Source organism: Nocardia sp. NPDC057668, assembly GCF_042799795.1.
GTDB lineage: Bacteria > Actinomycetota > Actinomycetes > Mycobacteriales > Mycobacteriaceae > Nocardia.
This window is the reverse complement of record NZ_JBHVIC010000002.1, coordinates 1029912-1047770: the sequence shown is the minus strand read 5'-3', so window position 1 is coordinate 1047770 and position 17859 is coordinate 1029912. Positions and strand designations below refer to the sequence as shown.

The following is a 17859-nucleotide window of genomic DNA, read 5'->3' as shown; positions in this document are numbered from 1 at the left end:
GGCCCCACCGAGGCCACGGTTCTGGTCACCTCGCACGAGGTGACCGCGGTGGACGTGGACTCCGTCCCGCTCGGTCATCCGGGGGACGAGGTGGAGCTGCTGGTCCTGGACGAGGACCTGCGCCCGGTTCCGCACGGTGTGGTCGGCGAGCTCTACCTGGTCGGAATGCAGCTGGCGCGAGGCTATTTCGCGCGCCCCGGCCTGACCGCGGATCGTTTCGTGGCCAACCCCGAGGGCCCGGCCGGCGACCGCATGTACCGCACCGGCGATCTCGTGCGCTGGGTGCACGGCGTCGACGGCGGCGCGGACGAGCTGCAGTACCTGGGCCGCACCGATTTCCAGGTGAAGCTGCGCGGCCAGCGCATCGAGCTGGGCGAGGTGGAGTCGGCGCTGCTGCGCGACGACACGGTGGCCCAGGCCGCCGTGCTGCTGCACACCGGCGCCAACGGGGAGCAGTCCCTGGTCGGGTACGTGGTCCCCGCCCGCGGCGCGCTGATCGACAGCACGGCCGTGCTGTCCGGGGCCCGGGCGCACATTCCCGCCTACATGGTGCCGTCCGCGCTGGTCGTGCTGGCCGAGTTCCCGATCACCGTGCACGGCAAGCTGGATCGGCGCGCGCTGCCCGAACCGGTGTTCGCCGACGCGAGCACCGCCTACCGCGCGCCCTCGACCGAGGCCGAAGCCGCGGTGGCGGCCATCTTCGCCGACCTGCTCGACCGTGAGCAGGTCGGCGCGGACGACGATTTCTTCGCTCTCGGCGGCAATTCGCTCATCGCCACCCGCGCCATCGCCCGGATCCGCGACACCCTGGGCGCGGCGGTGGACGTGCGCGACTTCTTCGACCGCCCGACCGTGGCCGCGCTGGCCGCGGCCGCCGAGCTGAGCGCCGCCGCCGGTGCGCCGGCCGTGCCGCTGGTGGCCGGCCCGCGGCCCGCGGCGATTCCGCTCTCGCCCGCGCAGCAGCGCATGTGGTTCCTGAATCGCTTGGCGCACAACGAGTCCGAGGGCACCGCCGGGGGTTTCGACGCCGCCGCGGTCGACAACGTGGTGGCCGCGCTGCGGCTGCGCGGTGAACTCGACCTCGCGGCGCTGGCCGCGGCCGTCACCGATCTGGTGACCCGGCACGAGATCCTGCGCACCTACTACCCGCAGACCCCGGACGGGCCGGTCCAGGTGGTGCGCGCGGCCGCCGACTTCGACGCCGCCGCCGAACTCGACCTGATCCCCGCCGAGGTGACCGAGCAGGATCTGCCGCGGGAGGTCTACGCGGCCGCCGGGCGCGGTTTCGATGTGGCCGAAGGGGTTCCGCTGCGGCTGCGGCTGCTGCGCCTGGGCGTCGACGATCACGCACTGGTGCTCGTCGTGCACCACATCGCCGCCGACGGCTTCTCCCTGGGCCCGCTGGTGCGCGATCTGGTGCTGGCCTACGCCACCCGCCAGGCCGGCTTCGTCCCGGTCTGGGAGCCGCTGGCCGTGCAGTACGCCGACTACGCGCTGTGGCAGCGTGAGGTGCTCGGCGACGAGGCCGATCCGGAGTCGCTCGCCGCTCGTCAGCTCGCCTTCTGGACGAACGAGCTCGCGGAGCTGCCCGCTCAGCTCGACCTGCCCGCCGACCGGCCCCGCCCGGCCGATTCGAGCTACCGGGGCGCGACGTTCGAGGTCGAGCTCTCCGCCGAGCTCCGCGCCGCCGTCGACGCGGTCGCCGCCCGCGGCCAGGCCACCCCGTTCATGGTGCTGCACGCGGCGCTGGCGGCCCTGCTGGCCCGGCTGTCCGGCACCACCGACATCGCCATCGGCACCCCGGTCGCCGGTCGCGGCGAGGCCGCGCTGGACGATCTGATCGGCATGTTCGTCAACACCCTGGTGCTGCGCACCGAGGTGCGCGGTGACCGCTCCTTCGCCGAGCTGGTCGCCCATGCCCGCGAACGGGATCTGCGCGCCTTCTCCCATCGCGATGTGCCGTTCGAGCGCCTGGTCGAGGTGCTCAACCCGGTGCGCGCGCGCAACCGGCACCCGCTGTTCCAGGTGGCGCTGTTCATGCAGAACCAGGGCGTCACGACGCCCGAGTTGCCCGGCATGCGCGCCGAGCTGATCGACTTCGAACTCGCGTTCGCCAAGTTCGATCTGAACCTCAATGTGGTGGAACGCGATTCGGGCTACCGCGTCGAATTCACCTACGCCACGGATCTGTTCGACGAGCCGTCCGTGCGCGAGTTCGCGGCCAAGTTCGTGCGCCTGCTGAGCGCCGCCGTCGCCGACGCCGACCGCCCCGTCGGCGACATCGCGCTGCTGGACGGCAGCGAGCTGGACTACGTGCTGGAGAGCTGGAACGCCACCGGCGCCAAGGTCCCGGACACGCTGCTGCACGCCGGGTTCGACGCCCAGGCCCAGCGCACCCCCGACGCGGTCGCGCTGATCTCGGGGGAGCGGTCGTTCACCTACCGGGAGCTGTCCGAGCGGGCCAACCGCCTGGCCCGGCTGCTCGTGGCCCAGGGCGTCGGCCCGGAGTCGCTGGTGGTGCTGGCCATGGCGCGCTCGGTGGAGCTGGTCGTGGGCATGTACGCCGTGCTGCGCGCCGGAGCCGCCTACGTGCCGGTCGACCCGAGCCATCCCGCCGAGCGCATCGCCACCGTACTGACCACGGCCGCACCGGCACTGGTGCTCACCACCGCCGCCGACGGCTTCGAGACCGACGCCGCGCCGCTGCTGCGCCTGGACGATCTCGACCTGTCGGAACACTCGGCGGCCAAGCTGACCGATCGGGATCGCCGCGCGCCGCTGCACCCCGAGCATCCGGCGTACGTGCTGTTCACCTCCGGCTCCACCGGCACCCCCAAGGGCGTGGCCGTGAGCCACCGCGCCATCGCCAACCAGATGGCCTGGATGCAGGCCGAATACGGCATCTCACGCTCGGACGTGTACCTGCAGAAGACGCCGAGCACCTTCGACGTCTCGCTGTGGGGCTACTTCCTGCCGCTGCGGGTCGGCGCCGTCCTGGTGCTGGCCACCCCCGACGGTCATCGCGACGCCCGCTACCTCGCCGAGACCGTCGCCGCCCGGGGCGTCACGCTCACCGACTTCGTCCCCTCCATGCTCGCGGTGTTCACCGCGCACGCCGAGGCGAGCGAACTCGCTTCGCTGCGTGACGTCTTCGTCGCCGGCGAGGCTTTCCCGGTGGAGACCGTCACCGCGTGGCGCGCGCTCTCCGACGCGACCCTGCACAACCTGTACGGCCCGACCGAGGCCGCGGTCACCGTCACCTACCGCGAGGCCGACGAGCGCACCCCCGCGGTCCCCATGGGCGAGCCCGAGTGGAACACCCAGGTGTACGTGCTGGATTCGCGCCTGCGCCCCGCGCCGATCGGCGTGCCCGGTGAGCTCTACCTGGCGGGCGTGCAGCTCGCGCGCGGCTACTACCGCCGCGCCGACCTCACCTCGGATCGCTTCGTGGCCAACCCCTTCCACGCCGCGGGCGGGCGCATGTACCGCACCGGCGATCTGGTGAAGTGGACCGCCGACGGTGAGCTGGCCTACCTGGGCCGCATCGACTTCCAGATCAAGTTCCGCGGCCAGCGCATCGAGCTGGCCGAGATCGAGAGCGCCCTGCTGACCCAGCCCGAGGTCGGGCAGGCCGCCGTGCGGCTCATCACCGGCGACGCCGGGGATTACCTGGCGGGCTACGTGATTCGCGCCGAGGGTGGCGAACTCGACACCGCGGCCCTGCGCGAGCGGCTCACCCGCCTGCTGCCGTCCTACATGGTGCCGACCGTCGTGGTCGAGCTCGCCGAGTTCCCGATGGGCACCAGCGGCAAGCTCGATCGGGGCGCGCTGCCGGTTCCGGTGCTGGCCGCCAAGCGTTTCCGCGCGCCGGTCGACGCCGCCCAGCGCGTGGTCGCGCGGGTCTTCGGCGAGGTGCTCGGCCTGCCCCGGGTCGGCCTGGACGACGACTTCTTCGCACTCGGCGGCAGCTCGCTGCTGGCCACCCAGGTGACCGCTCGCGCGGGCGCCGAACTGGGCGTGCGGATTCCGGTCCGGGTGCTGTTCGAGGCGGGCACCGTGGCGGGCTTCGCCGCGGCCGCCGCGGTGCTGTCCGACGCCGCCCCGCGCCCGGCGCTGACCGCGCGCCCGCGCCCGGACCGGGTGCCGCTGTCCCCGGCCCAGCAGCGGCTGTGGTTCCTGAACCGTCTGGAGAACGAGCAGGACGGTCCCAGCCTCTACAACCTGCCCATGGTGCTGCGCCTGACCGGCGAGCTCGACGTCACCGCGCTGGAGCAGGCCGTGCTCGACGTCCTGGCCCGGCACGAGTCGCTGCGCACCAGCTTCCCGGCCGACGCCGAGGGCCCGTTCCAGCAGCTGCTGGACGCGGCCGAGGTCGGCCTGAGCCTGAGCCCGGTGCCGGTGCGCCCGGACCAGGTGACCGGCACGGTCACCGCGCTGGCCCAGGCCGCGTTCGACGTCACCACCGAATTGCCTTCGCGCATAGCGCTGCTGGTGCTCGACCACGGTGCGGACGCCCCGGCGGCCGACGAGTACGTGCTGGTGGTGGTCGTGCACCACATCACCGCGGACGCGCTGTCGCTGCGCCCGCTCGTCACCGACCTGATGATCGCCTATCACGCGCGGCTGACCGGCTCGGCTCCCGGCTGGGAGCCGCTGCCGGTGCAGTACGCGGACTACGCGCTGTGGCAGCGCGAGGTGCTCGGATCCGCGCGCACCCCCGGCGATCTCGCGCATCAGCAGCTCGGTTTCTGGCGGGACACGCTGGCCGGCGCCCCGGCCCGGCTCGCGCTGCCGACCGACCGACCGCGCCCGGCGCAGCCCCGGAACATCGGCGACGCCATCGATTTCGCGGTGCCCGCCGAGATCGCGACCGGTCTGCGCGCACTCGCCCGCGAGCAGGGCGTGACCCTGTTCATGGTGGTGCACGCCGCCTTCGCCGCCGCCCTGGCCCGGGTGAGCGGCACCGGCGACATCGTCATCGGCACCCCGGTCGGCGGTCGTGGCGAACGCGAATTGGACGGTCTCATCGGCATGTTCGTCAACACCGCGGTGCTGCGCACCCCGGTGGACGGCGCCGCCACCTTCGCCGAGTTCGTGCACGCGGTCCGCGACATCGACCTGGCGGCGTTCGCCAACACCGAGCTGCCGTTCGAGCAGATCGTCGACGAACTCGTCACCGACCGCACCACCGGCGCGCACCCGCTGTTCCAGGTCATGATCAGCTACGGCGACAACGGCAACACCGCCGTGGATCTGGAGCTGCCGGGCCTGACCGTGCGCCCGGTCCCGCTGACCGACCCGACCGCGAAGTTCGATCTGCAACTGGTGATCGAGGACGGCACCGACGGCGCCCTGGGCGGAGCTCTGCGCTTCGCCGCCGAGCTGTTCGATCCGGCCTCGATCGAGACGCTGCTGGCCCGCTGGCAGCGCGTGCTGGCGGCCGTGGCCGCCGACGCCTCGATCCGGCTCGGCGCCATCGACCTGTTCGACGCCGCCGAACGCGAACGCGTCCTGCACACCTGGAACGCCACCGCCGCCGAGGTGGACGCGGAGCAGACCCTGCTCGCGCTCTTCGAGGAGCGCGTGCGCACCGCGCCCGGCGCGGTCGCCCTCACCTTCGAGGGCGAGAGCCTGACCTACGCCGAGCTCGCCGGGCGCGTGCACCGGCTGGCCCGCTACCTGGTCGAGCAGGGCGTGGGCCCCGATGTGCCGGTGGCGCTGGGCATGCGCCGCTCGCTGGATCTGGTGATCGGCATGTACGCCGTGATCACCGCCGGCGGCGCGTACGTGCCGCTGGATCTGGATCACCCCATCGAGCGCACCCGCTACATCGTGGACACCGCCGCCCCCGTCTGCGTGCTCACCTCCGGCGCGGATCTGGAACCGCTGGGCGTGCGCCAGATTCGCATCGACGAGCTGACCGCCGACGCGGTGACCCTGGCCGGCTACGCCACCGCCCCGCTGACCGACGCCGATCGCCGCGCCGCCCTGCGCCCGTCGCACACCGCGTACATCATCTTCACCTCCGGCTCGACCGGACGCCCCAAGGGCGTGGCGGTCTCGCACGCGGCCATCGTGAACCGCCTGGCCTGGATGCAGGCCGAGTACGCCCTGACCCCCGCCGACGCCGTCCTGCAGAAGACCCCCGCCACCTTCGACGTGTCGGTCTGGGAGTTCTTCTGGCCCTTGCAGATCGGCGCCCGCCTGGTAATCGCCCGCCCCGAGGGCCACCGCGACCCCGCCTACCTGGCGACCACCATCGCCGACGAGCAGATCACGGTCGCCCACTTCGTCCCCTCGATGCTCGAGCTCTACGTAGCAGAACTCGAAACCCACGAGCCCTCTGTTCGCGGCGCGTCTCGTTCTGGACTGAGTGGAGCGGGGGAGCGAAGCGGAGGAGCGGAGGGAGGGAAGAACGAGACTTCGGGCGCCGCGAACCTGCCGGAGCGGAGCGGAGGCCAAAAGCTCAGTGCGGAGGGAGGGAAGAACGAGACTTCGGGCGCCGCGAACGCGCCGGAGCGAAGCGTAGGCCAAAGACTGAGCATGGTCTTCGCCTCCGGTGAGGCGCTGCCCGCTCCGCCCGCGCAGCGCCTGCGCGCGCTCACCGGTGCCGACGTGCACAACCTGTACGGCCCCACCGAGGCCGCGGTCGACGTCACCTACCACCGGGTGACCGACGCCGACACCCGCACCGTGCCGATCGGCCGCCCGGTCTTCAATACCCGTGTCTACGTGCTGGACTCGCAGCTGACGCCGGTTCCGGCGGGGGTGCCCGGCGAGCTCTACCTGGCCGGCGCGCAGCTGGCCGTGGGCTACGTCTCGCGTCCCGACCTGTCCGCGGATCGCTTCGTGGCCAACCCCTTCGGTGCGGGCGAGCGCATGTACCGCACCGGCGACCTGGTGAAGTGGACCGCCGACGGCGAGCTGGAGTACCTGGGCCGCACCGATTTCCAGGTCAAGCTGCGCGGTTTGCGCATCGAGCTCGGCGAGATCGAGGCCGCCCTGGCCGCGCACGAGTCCGTCGCGCAGGCGGCGGTGCTGGTCCGCACCGCCGAGCACACCGGTGAGCTGCTGGTCGGCTACCTGGTGCCCGCCGTGCCCGGCGCGAGCGTCGATACCGACGCCCTACGCGGGGAACTGTCCGAGCGACTACCGGCCTACATGGTGCCCGCGGTGTTCGTGGAGCTGGCGGCCATGCCGCTGTCCGCGAACGGCAAGCTGGATCGCCGGGCGCTGCCCGCCCCGACCTTCGCGACCGCCGAATTCGTCGATCCCACGGGGGATTCCGAACTGCTCGTGGCCTCGGTCATGGGCGAGCTGCTCGGCCTGGAGCGGGTCGGGGCGGGGGACGACTTCTTCGCCCGCGGCGGCAATTCGCTCATCGCCACCCAGCTGGTGTCCCGGCTGTCCCGGGCGACCGGCCTCGCGGTGCCGCTGAGCACCGTCTTCGACGCCTCCACCGTGCGCGACCTGGCCGCGCGCCTGCTCGCCCTGGCCGACGCCGGCGAGGTGAACGCCGCACTGCCGCCGGTGGTTCCGCAGCAGCGCGGGGACACCGTGCCGCTGTCGATCTCCCAGCAGCGCATGTGGTTCCTGAACCGCTTCGACACCGCGGGCGGCGGCTACAACCTGCCGTTCGCGCTGCGCCTGACCGGTTCGCTCAACATCGAGGCGCTGCGCGCCGCGGTCGGCGACCTGATCGACCGGCACGAGACCCTGCGCACCCTGTACCCCGAACAGGACGGCGTCGCCCGCCAGGTGGTGCTGCCCGCGGGCACCCGCCTGGTGGATCTCGAACCCCGCGAGGTCACCGCCGCCGAACTGCCGGTGCTCGCGGAAGGTCTGGCGCGCACCGTCTTCGACGTCACCGCCGAGGTGCCGCTGCGCGTGCGACTGCTGCGGGTGGCCGACGAGCCCGACACCTACGTGCTGCTGATCGTGGTGCACCACATCGCCGCCGACGGCTGGTCGCTGGCCCCGCTGACCCGGGATCTGGCGCACGCCTACGTGGCCCGTTGCGCGGGCAGCGGCCCCACCTGGCAGCCGCTGCCGGTGCAGTACGCCGATTACGCCATCTGGCAGCGCGAGGCCCTCGGCTCGCCGGAGGAGCTGAACTCGGTGCTCGCGCGCCAGGTGCGGTTCTGGACCCGGCAGCTCGCCGGCGCCCCGGACCTGCTGGCCCTGCCCACCGATCGCCCGCGCCCCGCCGTGCACTCCAACCGCGCGGACGCGCGCACCGCCGTGCTGGACGCCGAATTGCACGCCGCCGTGGTGGAATTCGCGGCCGCGCACCGGGTGACCCCGTTCATGGTGCTGCACACCGCGCTGGCCGTGCTGCTGTCTCGGGTGTCGGGTACCGAGGACATCGTGGTCGGCACCCCGGTCGCCGGTCGCGGTGATCAGGCGCTGGATGAGCTGGTCGGCATGTTCGTCAACACCCTGGCCCTGCGCACCGCGGTGCCCGCCGGGGCGCGGCTGTCCGAGGTGCTCGCGCAGGTGCGCGACGCCGACCTGGCCGCCTTCGATCACGCGGCGGTGCCGTTCGAAACCCTGGTGGATGCCCTGAATCCGGTGCGCTCGCAAGCGCATTCGCCGATCTACCAGGTCGGCTTCACCATGCAGAACCTGGCCCAGCCGGAGTTCCAGCTGCGCGGACTCGGCATCAAGAGCCTGGACGCGGGCGTGCTGCCCATCCAGTTCGATCAGGACTGGACCCTCAGCGATCACCACGTGGACGGCGTGCCCGCCGGGATCGACGTGCACCTGCACTACGCGACCGACCTCTTCGACTCCGAGACCATCACCGACTTCCTGGCCTGGTACGAGCGGGTCCTGCGCGCGCTCGTCGCCGACCCGCGCGTCACGGTGGGGGAGGTGCGACTGCTGTCGATGGCCGAGCGCGGCGGACTGCTGTCCGATCGCAACGCCACCGCGCGGGAGCTGCCCGAGGAGACCCTGGCCGAGCTGCTGGACCTGCGGGCCCGGGCGGACGGCGACGCGGTCGCCGTCTCGCTGGACGGTGCGTCCCTGACCTGGTCCGAACTCGCCGCCAAGTCGAATCGGCTGGCGCGCTGGCTGATTCGCGAGGGCATCGGCCCGGACGACATCGTCGGCATCACCGCCGAGCGCAGCCTGGACATGATGGTCGCGCTCTACGCCGTGGTCAACGCGGGCGCGGCCTACGTGCCGGTGGATCCGGCGCACCCGGCCGACCGCATCGCGCACGTGCTGACCACCTCGGACACCTGGCTCGTGCTCGCGGTCGGCGGGGCCACCGTGCCCGAGCTGTACGGGGTGTCCACGGTCGCGATCGCGGCCCTGGACACCGCCGAGTTCTCGGCCGAGCCCGTCGCCCCGAGCGAGCGGGTCGCCCGGCTGCGGCCGGACAACCTGGCGTACGTGCTGTTCACCTCGGGGTCGACCGGCCAGCCCAAGGGCGTCGGCACCAGCCACCGCGCCATCATGAACCAGCTGCGCTGGCTCGAGCACCGCTATCAGGTGACCGGCGCGGACCGGATCATGCAGCGCGCGCCGCTGGCCTTCGACGTCTCGGTGTGGGAGTGCTTCCTGCCCGCGCTGACCGGCGCGCCGCTGGCGCTGCTGAAGCCCGGCGGGCATCAGGATCTGGACTATCTGGCCGCGCGGATGCGCGAGCACGGGGTCACCATCGCCGAGCACGTGCCGTCGGTGCTGGCCGCGCTGGTGGCCGAGGGCCACGGCGACGCGCTGCGCTCGTTCCGGCATCTGCACACCGGCGGCGAGGCGCTGCCGGCCGAGCTGCTCGGCGCGCTGCGGGCGCAGGTCGGCGGCGCGGTGCACAACGCCTACGGCCCGACCGAGGCCGCCATCTCGGCGATCTATCACGAATTCACCGACGCCGACCCCGATTACGAGGTCGCCATCGGCCTGCCGAACTGGAACACCCGGGCCTACGTGCTGGACGCGCGCCTGCAGCCGGTGCCCACCGGCGTGATCGGCGAGCTGTACCTGGCCGGTGATCAGCTGGCCCGCGGCTACCAGGACCGCGGCGGGCTGACCTCCGAGCGCTTCATCGCGGATCCGTTCGGGGTGCCCGGCGCTCGCATGTACCGCACCGGCGACCTGGTGCGCTGGAACCGGGCCGGTGACCTGGTCTACTTGGGCCGCAACGACTTCCAGGTCAAGCTGCGCGGTCAGCGCATCGAGCTCGGTGAGATCGAGGCGGCGCTGCTGGCCGGCGGCGGGGTCGCCAACGCCGCGGTGCTGCTCGATCGCGACAGCGCCGGGACCGAATGCCTGATCGGCTACGTCTCGGGCACGGAGATCTCCGCGGAGGCGCTGCTGGCGCACGCCCGTTCCGCGCTGCCGGCCTACATGGTGCCCGCGCATCTGGTGGTGCTGGCGGACATGCCGCGCACCAGCGTCGGCAAGCTCGATCGCAAGGCGCTGCCCAAGGTCGAGTTCACCGCCGCCGCAACGGCTTACCGCGCACCCCGGGACGGCGCGGAGTCCATGCTGGCCGGGCTGATCGGCGAACTGGTCGGCGGTGCGCCCATCGGCGCGGACGACGATTTCTTCGATCGCGGCGGCAACTCGCTGCTGGCCATGCGGCTGGTGGCCCGGATCAACGCCGCCTTCGGACGTGACATCGGCGTCCGCGCGGTCTTCGAGGCCCCGACCGTGGCCGAGCTCGCGCGCTACGTCACCGGCGCGGCCGGTCGCACCCTGCCGCCGCTGCTGGCGGTGGAGCGCCCGGAGCGAATTCCGCTGTCCGCCGCCCAGACTCGCATCTGGCTGCTGAACCGTCTGGACCCGGCCTCGCCCGCGTACAACATCCCGTTCGCGGTGCGCCTGATCGGCGACCTCGACGAGGACGCGCTGCGCGCCGCGCTGGCCGACGTCATGGCCCGGCACGAAGTGCTGCGCACCATCTACCCGATGGACGCGGACGGCGAAGGCCACCAGGTGATCCTGCCGCCCGAGACCGTCATCGACCTGCCCGCCGAGACGGTCACCGGTTCGGTGGTCGAGCGGTTCTACGAGTTCGCCGCCACCGGGTTCGACGTCACCGCCGAACTGCCGCTGCGAGCCATGTTGCTGCGCGAATCGGACTCCAGCCACGTGCTGGTGGCCGTGCTGCATCACATCGCCGGCGACGGCGCCTCCACCGATCCGCTGCTGCGCGACGTGATCCTGGCCTACCTGTCCCGCGCCGCGGGCGCGGCGCCGGCCTGGGAGCCGCTGCCGGTCCAGTACGCGGACTACGCGCTGTGGCGTTCGCAGGTGCTGGACGAGGTCGGCCCGGCCGAACTGGAGTACTGGCGCGAGACCCTCACCGGCCTGCCGGACGAGCTGACCCTGCCCGTGGATCGGGTGCGCCCGCCGGCGCCGTCCTTCCGCGGCGCGGTCGTGCGCGGCCGGATCGGCGGCGGGGTGGGCGAGCGCGTGCGCGAGGTGGCCAAGCGGCATCACGCGACGCCGTTCATGGTGCTGCACGCGGCGCTGTCCACCCTGCTGGCCCGGCTCTCGGGCACCGACGACATCGCCATCGGCACCCCGGTGGTCGGGCGCGACGAGCCGGCGCTGGACGGCCTGGTCGGCATGTTCGTCAATACCCTTGCCCTGCGCACGAATCCGGCTCGGGACCGCACGTTCGCCGAGCTGCTCGCCGAGAGCCGCGCGGTGGACCTGGCCGCGTTCGCGCACGCCACCGTGCCGTTCGAGCAGGTGGTCACCGCGCTCGGGGTGACCGCCGATCAGTCCCGGCACCCGCTGTTCACGGTGACGCTGAACTACCTCGACCTGGACTCCGGCACGCACGCGGTCCCGGGCCTGGTGCTCGAGCCGGTCGAGTTCGACGACACCGTCGCGAAGTTCGACCTGACCTTCTCGGTCGGCGAGGAACTCGACGCCGACGGCAACCTGCTGATCGAGATCGTCTACGCCACCGATCTGTACGACGAGTCCACCGCCCGGGACCTGCTGCGCCGGTTCGCCCGGGTGCTCGGCACGGTCACCGCGGATCCGTCCCGCACCATCGGCAGCGTCGAGGTGCTGTCCGAGGGCGAGCAGGCCGCCATTCTGGCGCGCCGCGGCCCGGCGGCGCTGCCGCCGCGGAGCCTGGCCGAGATCCTGCACGCGGCGGTGGATCTGGATCCCGAGGCCACCGCGCTCATCTACCGGGGCGCGCACGTGAGCTACCGGGAGCTGGACGAGCGGTCCTCGCGCCTGGCCCGGCTGCTCATCGAATGCGGCGTCGGGGCCGAGGAATTCGTGGCGCTGTCGGTGCCGCGTTCGGTGGAATCGGTGGTGGCGCTGTTCGCGGTCGCCAAGACCGGCGCCGCCTTCCTGCCCGTGGATCCCACCTATCCGGCCGAGCGGATCGGCTTCATGCTGTCCGATTCCGGTGCGGCCGTTGGCATCACGCTGCGCGAGTACGTCGACCGGCTGCCGGGCGACACCTGGATCGTGCTGGACGACCCGATGATCGAGGAGCATCTGGCCGCGCTGTCCGGGTCCCGCCTGGACGCCGCGGAACTGGTCCGCCCGGTGCACACCGACAACGCCGCCTGGATGGTCTACACCTCCGGGTCGACGGGCCGGCCCAAGGGCGTGGTGGTCGGCAACGCGGGCATCATCGGTATCGCCGCGGTGCATCACTCGCATTCCCCGACCGACGCGAATTCCCGCGTGCTGCACCGCACCTCGCCCAGCTTCGACGCCAACATCCTGGAACTGCTGATGGCGCTCCCGGTCGGCGCGGCGCTGGTCGTCTCGCCGGTGGAGATCATCGGCGGCGCGGAGCTGCGCGAACTCATCGAATCCGAGGGCGTCACGCACGGCGTGTTCACCCCGGCGGTGATCAACACCCTGGATCCCGAGACCCTGGCGGGCATGCCGTACCTGATCGTCGGCGGCGAGGGCTTCGGCGCGGACCTGGTCGATCGCTGGGGCGGCACCCGCGAGCTCTACAACGGCTACGGCCCGACCGAGATCACCATCATCAGCCATCAGAGCTCCCCGCTGCGCCCCGGCGAACGCGTGGTGCTCGGCGATCTGGTCGACGGCCAGTCCGCGGTGGTGCTGGATCCGCGACTGCGCCCGGTGCCGGACGGTTCGGCCGGTGAGCTCTACCTGCGCGGACCCGGTCTGGCCCGCGGCTATCACGGCCGCGCGGCGCTGAGCGCGGACCGCTTCGTCGCCGACCCGTACGGCGAACCCGGCGGCCGGCTCTACCGCACCGGCGACCTGGTGCGCTGGGTTTCGCGCGCCGGCGAGATGACCATCGAATACCTGGGCCGCACCGACGACCAGGTCAAGGTGCGCGGGCTGCGGATCGAACTCGGCGAGATCGACTCCGCGCTGGTCGCGCACGAGGACGTCGACTTCGCGGTCACCATCGGTCACACCGGCCGCAGCGGCGACGTCTCGCTGGTCTCCTACGTGGTGCCCGCCGCGGGACGCGTGGTGGACCCGGAAGAGTTGCGCGCCTTCGCGGGCCGCTCGCTCATCTCCTACATGGTCCCGGCCGTGATCATGGTGATCGACGCCATCCCGCTCACCCCGATGGCGAAGCTGGATCGAAAGGCGCTGCCGGAGCCGGTGTTCCGCACGGCGGCCTTCCGCGCACCGGAGTCCGAGGTGGAAACGGCCGTGGCCGAGACCATCGCCGAACTGCTCGGCGCGGAGCGCGTCGGCCTCGACGACGACTTCTTCGCCCTCGGCGGCAATTCACTGAGCGCGGTCAAGCTCTCGGCTCGGCTCTCGGCCCGGCTCGGGGTCGAGGTGGCCATGCGCACGGTCTTCGAGCATCCGACGGTCGCCGCCCTGGCCGCCACCGTGGACGCCGAATCCGTCGCGCTGTGGGCGGTGCCGCCGCTGGTGCCCCGCACCGGCAACGACCCCGTCCCGCTGTCGCTCTCGCAGCAGCGCATGTGGTTCCTGAACCGCTTCGACGGCGATTCCTCGGCCTACAACATGCCGATGGCCATTCGGCTGACCGGCGCCCTGGACATTCCCGCGCTCGAGGCCGCCATGGCGGATCTCGTGTTGCGGCACGAGGTGCTGCGCACGGTGTACCCGCTCACCCACGCCGGGCCGGTGCAGGTCATCAAGCCCGCCGGTGAGGTGGATCTGCCCGCGCTCACCCCCGTCTCGGTCGCGCCCGACGAATTGTTCGGTGTCATCACCGAATTCGTCTCGGCCGGGTTCGACGTCACCACCACCGTGCCGATTCGGGGCCGCCTGTTCGCCCCCGCGGGCACGACGGACGAGTACGTGCTGGTCGTGGTCGTGCACCACATCGCGGGCGACGGCGCCTCCATGGCCCCGCTGGCCCGGGACGTCATGACCGCCTACGCCGCCCGGCAGTCCGGGCAGGAGCCGGGCTGGGCGCCGCTGGCCGTGCAGTACGCCGACTACGCGATCTGGCAGCGGGCCCGCCTGGGCACCGAGGACGATCCGCGCTCGCTGCTGGCGCGCCAGCTGAAGTTCTGGACCGCGGCCCTGGCCGGTCTGCCCGATCAGCTCGAACTGCCCGCCGACCGGCCCCGGCCGCCGGTGCTGTCCACCGCGGGCGGCTCGGTCGAGTTCGATCTCGACTCCGATCTGCACGATCGCCTGGTCAAGCTCGGGCGAGCCAATGGCGCAACGCTTTTCATGGTCATGCACGCCGCGTGGGCGTTGCTGCTGGCGCGCCTGTCCGGCACCTCCGACATCGCGGTCGGCACGCCGGTCGCGGGCCGGGGCGAGGACGCGCTCGACGATCTGGTCGGCATGTTCGTCAACACCCTGGTGCTGCGCACCCGGGTCGACACGGGCGCCGGGTTCACCGGGCTGCTGGCCGGGGTGCGCGAGGCCGACCTGGCCGCGCTCTCGAACGCGGACGTGCCCTTCGAGCGGCTGGTGGAGGCCCTGGATCCGGTCCGCTCCACCGCCCGGCACGCGCTGTTCCAGGTGGGCTTCTCGTTCAACAACACCGAGACGCCGGAACTGGAGCTGGCCGGATTGCGCATCGGCGCGGCCGATTTCGAGACCACCATCTCGCAGTTCGACCTGCACCTGGTGATCGTGGACCGGTACACCGCCGACGGCGCGCCGGACGGGCTCACCGCCCAGCTCACCTACTCGACCGCGCTGTACGACGAGAGCACCGCGGCCGCGATCGTGGGCAGGCTGCGCACCCTGCTCAATATCGCGGCGCTGACCCCGGAGCTGCCGGTCGGCGACTACGACCTGCTGGCCGTTCCCGAGCGCAAGCGAATCCTGCGCTCCTGGAACGACACCGCGCACGCGGTGGACGCCACGGCCACCCTGCCCGCGCTGCTGGCGCGAACGGTGGCGGCCGCACCCGCGCGCATCGCGCTGGTGGGCGACGGCGCGGGTTCCCGCACGGAGGTCACCTACGGCGAGCTCGACGGCCGGGTGAACCGCCTCGCGCGGCACCTCATCGCCATGGGCGTCGGCCCGGAGGTCCGGGTCGGCCTCGCCCTGCGGCGTTCGGTCGATCTGGTCGTGGCCATGTACGCGGTCGCGGTCGCGGGCGGGGTGTACCTGCCCATCGATCCGGATCAGCCCGCCGATCGCATCGAATACATCCTGGACACCGCCGATCCGGTGACGGTGCTGACCTCCGGCGACGATCTGCCGATCGACACCGCGCAGGTTCGCATCGATCTGCTGGACTCTTACGGTGAGCTGGCGGGCTACTCGGCGGCTCCGGTGTCGGACGCTGAGCGGCGCGCCCCGCTGCGGCCCGAGCACGCCGCGTACGTCATCTTCACCTCCGGCTCGACCGGCCGGCCCAAGGGCGTGACCGTCACGCACGCGGCCATCGCCAACCAGTTGCAGTGGAAGACGGCGGAATTCGGGCTCGGCGTGCAGGACGCCGTGCTGCTCAAGACCCCCGCCACCTTCGACCTGTCGGTCTGGGAGTTCTGGTCCGCCGCCGTCGCGGGCGGTCGCCTGATCATCGCGGCCCCCGACGGGCACCGCGATCCGGACTACCTCGGGGACCTCATGGTCCGGGAGAACGTCACCACCCTGCACGCCGTGCCGTCCATGCTGGACGCGCTGCTCATCGCCGGGACGGGCGGGGCGGCCGCGCCGTTGCGCCGCGTGCTCGCCATCGGCGAGGCGCTGCCCGCCGCGGTGGCCCAGCGCTTCCGGCGGGCACATCCCCGAGCGGCGCTGTTCAACCTGTACGGCCCGACCGAGGCCGCGGTCTCGATCACCAATCACCATGTGACCGGGGCGGATCGGGTGTCGGTGCCGATCGGCTCGCCGGAGTGGAACAGCCGGGTCTACGTGCTGGACGCGCGCTTGCGCCCGGTCCCGGCCGGGGTGTCCGGTGAGTTGTACCTGGCCGGTGCGCAGCTGGCGCGCGGTTACTTCGGCCGGGCCGACCTGACCTCGGATCGCTTCGTGGCCAACCCCTTCGAACCGGGGCAGCGCATGTACCGCACCGGCGACCTGGTGGCCTGGCGGACCGACGGCGAGCTGGAGTACCGGGGCCGCACCGACTTCCAGGTGAAGATCCGCGGTTTCCGCATCGAGCTCGGCGAGATCGAGGCGGCGCTGCTGGCACAGCCCGAGATCACCCGGGCCGCGGTGCTGGCCAAGTCGGACGGCGCGGCCGGATCCGATCGCCTGGTGGCGTACGTGGTCGGCGCGACCGAGCAGGACATCGAGCTCGATCCGGCCCGCGTCCGCGCGGCGCTGGCCGAGCGCCTGCCGTCGTACATGGTGCCGTCCGCGTTCGTGGTGCTCGAGGAACTGCCGCTCAACGCCAACGGCAAGCTGGACCGTCCCGCGCTGCCCGAGCCCGAATTCGCGCCCCGCGAATTCCGGGCCCCGGCCGCGGAGCTGGAGGTCGCGGTGTGCGCGGTCTTCGCCGAGGTGCTGGACCGGGATCCGGTCGGGCTCGACGACAACTTCTTCGAGCTCGGCGGCAACTCGCTGATCGCGGTGCGCCTGGCGGCCGAACTGGGCGCCGCCCTGGGACGCAAGATCCCGGTGGTGCTGCTGTTCACCGCTCCGACCCCGGCCGACATCGTCGCCGAATTGTCCAGGAGCACCGGAGATCTCGACGCCGGCGCGGCGTTCGAGGTGTTGTTGCCGCTGCGTCCGCAGGGCGCGGGCGCGCCGCTGTTCTGCATCCATCCGGTGGGCGGTGTCGCCTGGTCCTTCGCCGCGCTGGCCGCCGAGCTGGACGAGGACCGGCCCATCTACGGTCTGCAGTCCCCGACGCTGGGATCGGATGCGCCGCTGCCGGATTCGATCGAGAGCTGGGCCCGCCGGTACGTCGAGGAAATCCGCGCGGTCCAGCCCGAGGGCCCGTACCACCTGCTGGGCTGGTCGCTGGGCGGCGTGCTCGCGCACGCCATGGCGGTCCAGTTGCAGGAGCAGGGTCAGGAGGTCGCGACGCTGGCCATGCTGGACAGCTCGCTGGAAGCGGACGTGCAGGGGCCGGTGCGGCTGCCGGTCGCCGAACTGCTCGGCGGACTGCTCGGTGCGGACTCCGGTGCGGAGTCGGCCGAGCCGGACCCGGTGGCACTGGCCGAACGCCTGTCGGCGCTGCCGGAGCCGTTCGCCTCGGTCACCGCCGAGCGGGTGGAGCGCATCATCGACTCGGGTCTGGCCTCGCTGGGCCTGATCGGCGCCTACGAGCCCCGCAGCTTCAAGGGCAGCCTGCTCTACTTCGCCGCGGCCCTGGACGATCCGAGCGGCGCGCTCGGGGTCTCGGGCTGGCGCGACGTCATCGACGGCATCGTGCACAGCTACGCGGTCGAGGCCACGCACTGGCAGATGGCCTCGCCCGAGGCCCTGGCGCGCGTCGCCCGGGTGCTCAATGCCCTGCGCAGGCAGGTGGATCACCGGTAA

1 protein-coding gene (cut by a window edge) is annotated in these 17859 nt (G+C 72.3%); it reads left to right on the top strand.

All coding sequences use genetic code 11. From position 1 onward, the window contains the following. Positions 1 to 17859: the 3' portion of a non-ribosomal peptide synthase/polyketide synthase gene (locus ACFVBH_RS17315; protein WP_379002433.1), read on the top strand. It extends 1266 nt beyond the left edge of the window; the window shows 17859 of its 19125 coding nt (coding positions 1267-19125); its start codon lies off the left edge, out of view; it ends in the stop codon at positions 17857 to 17859.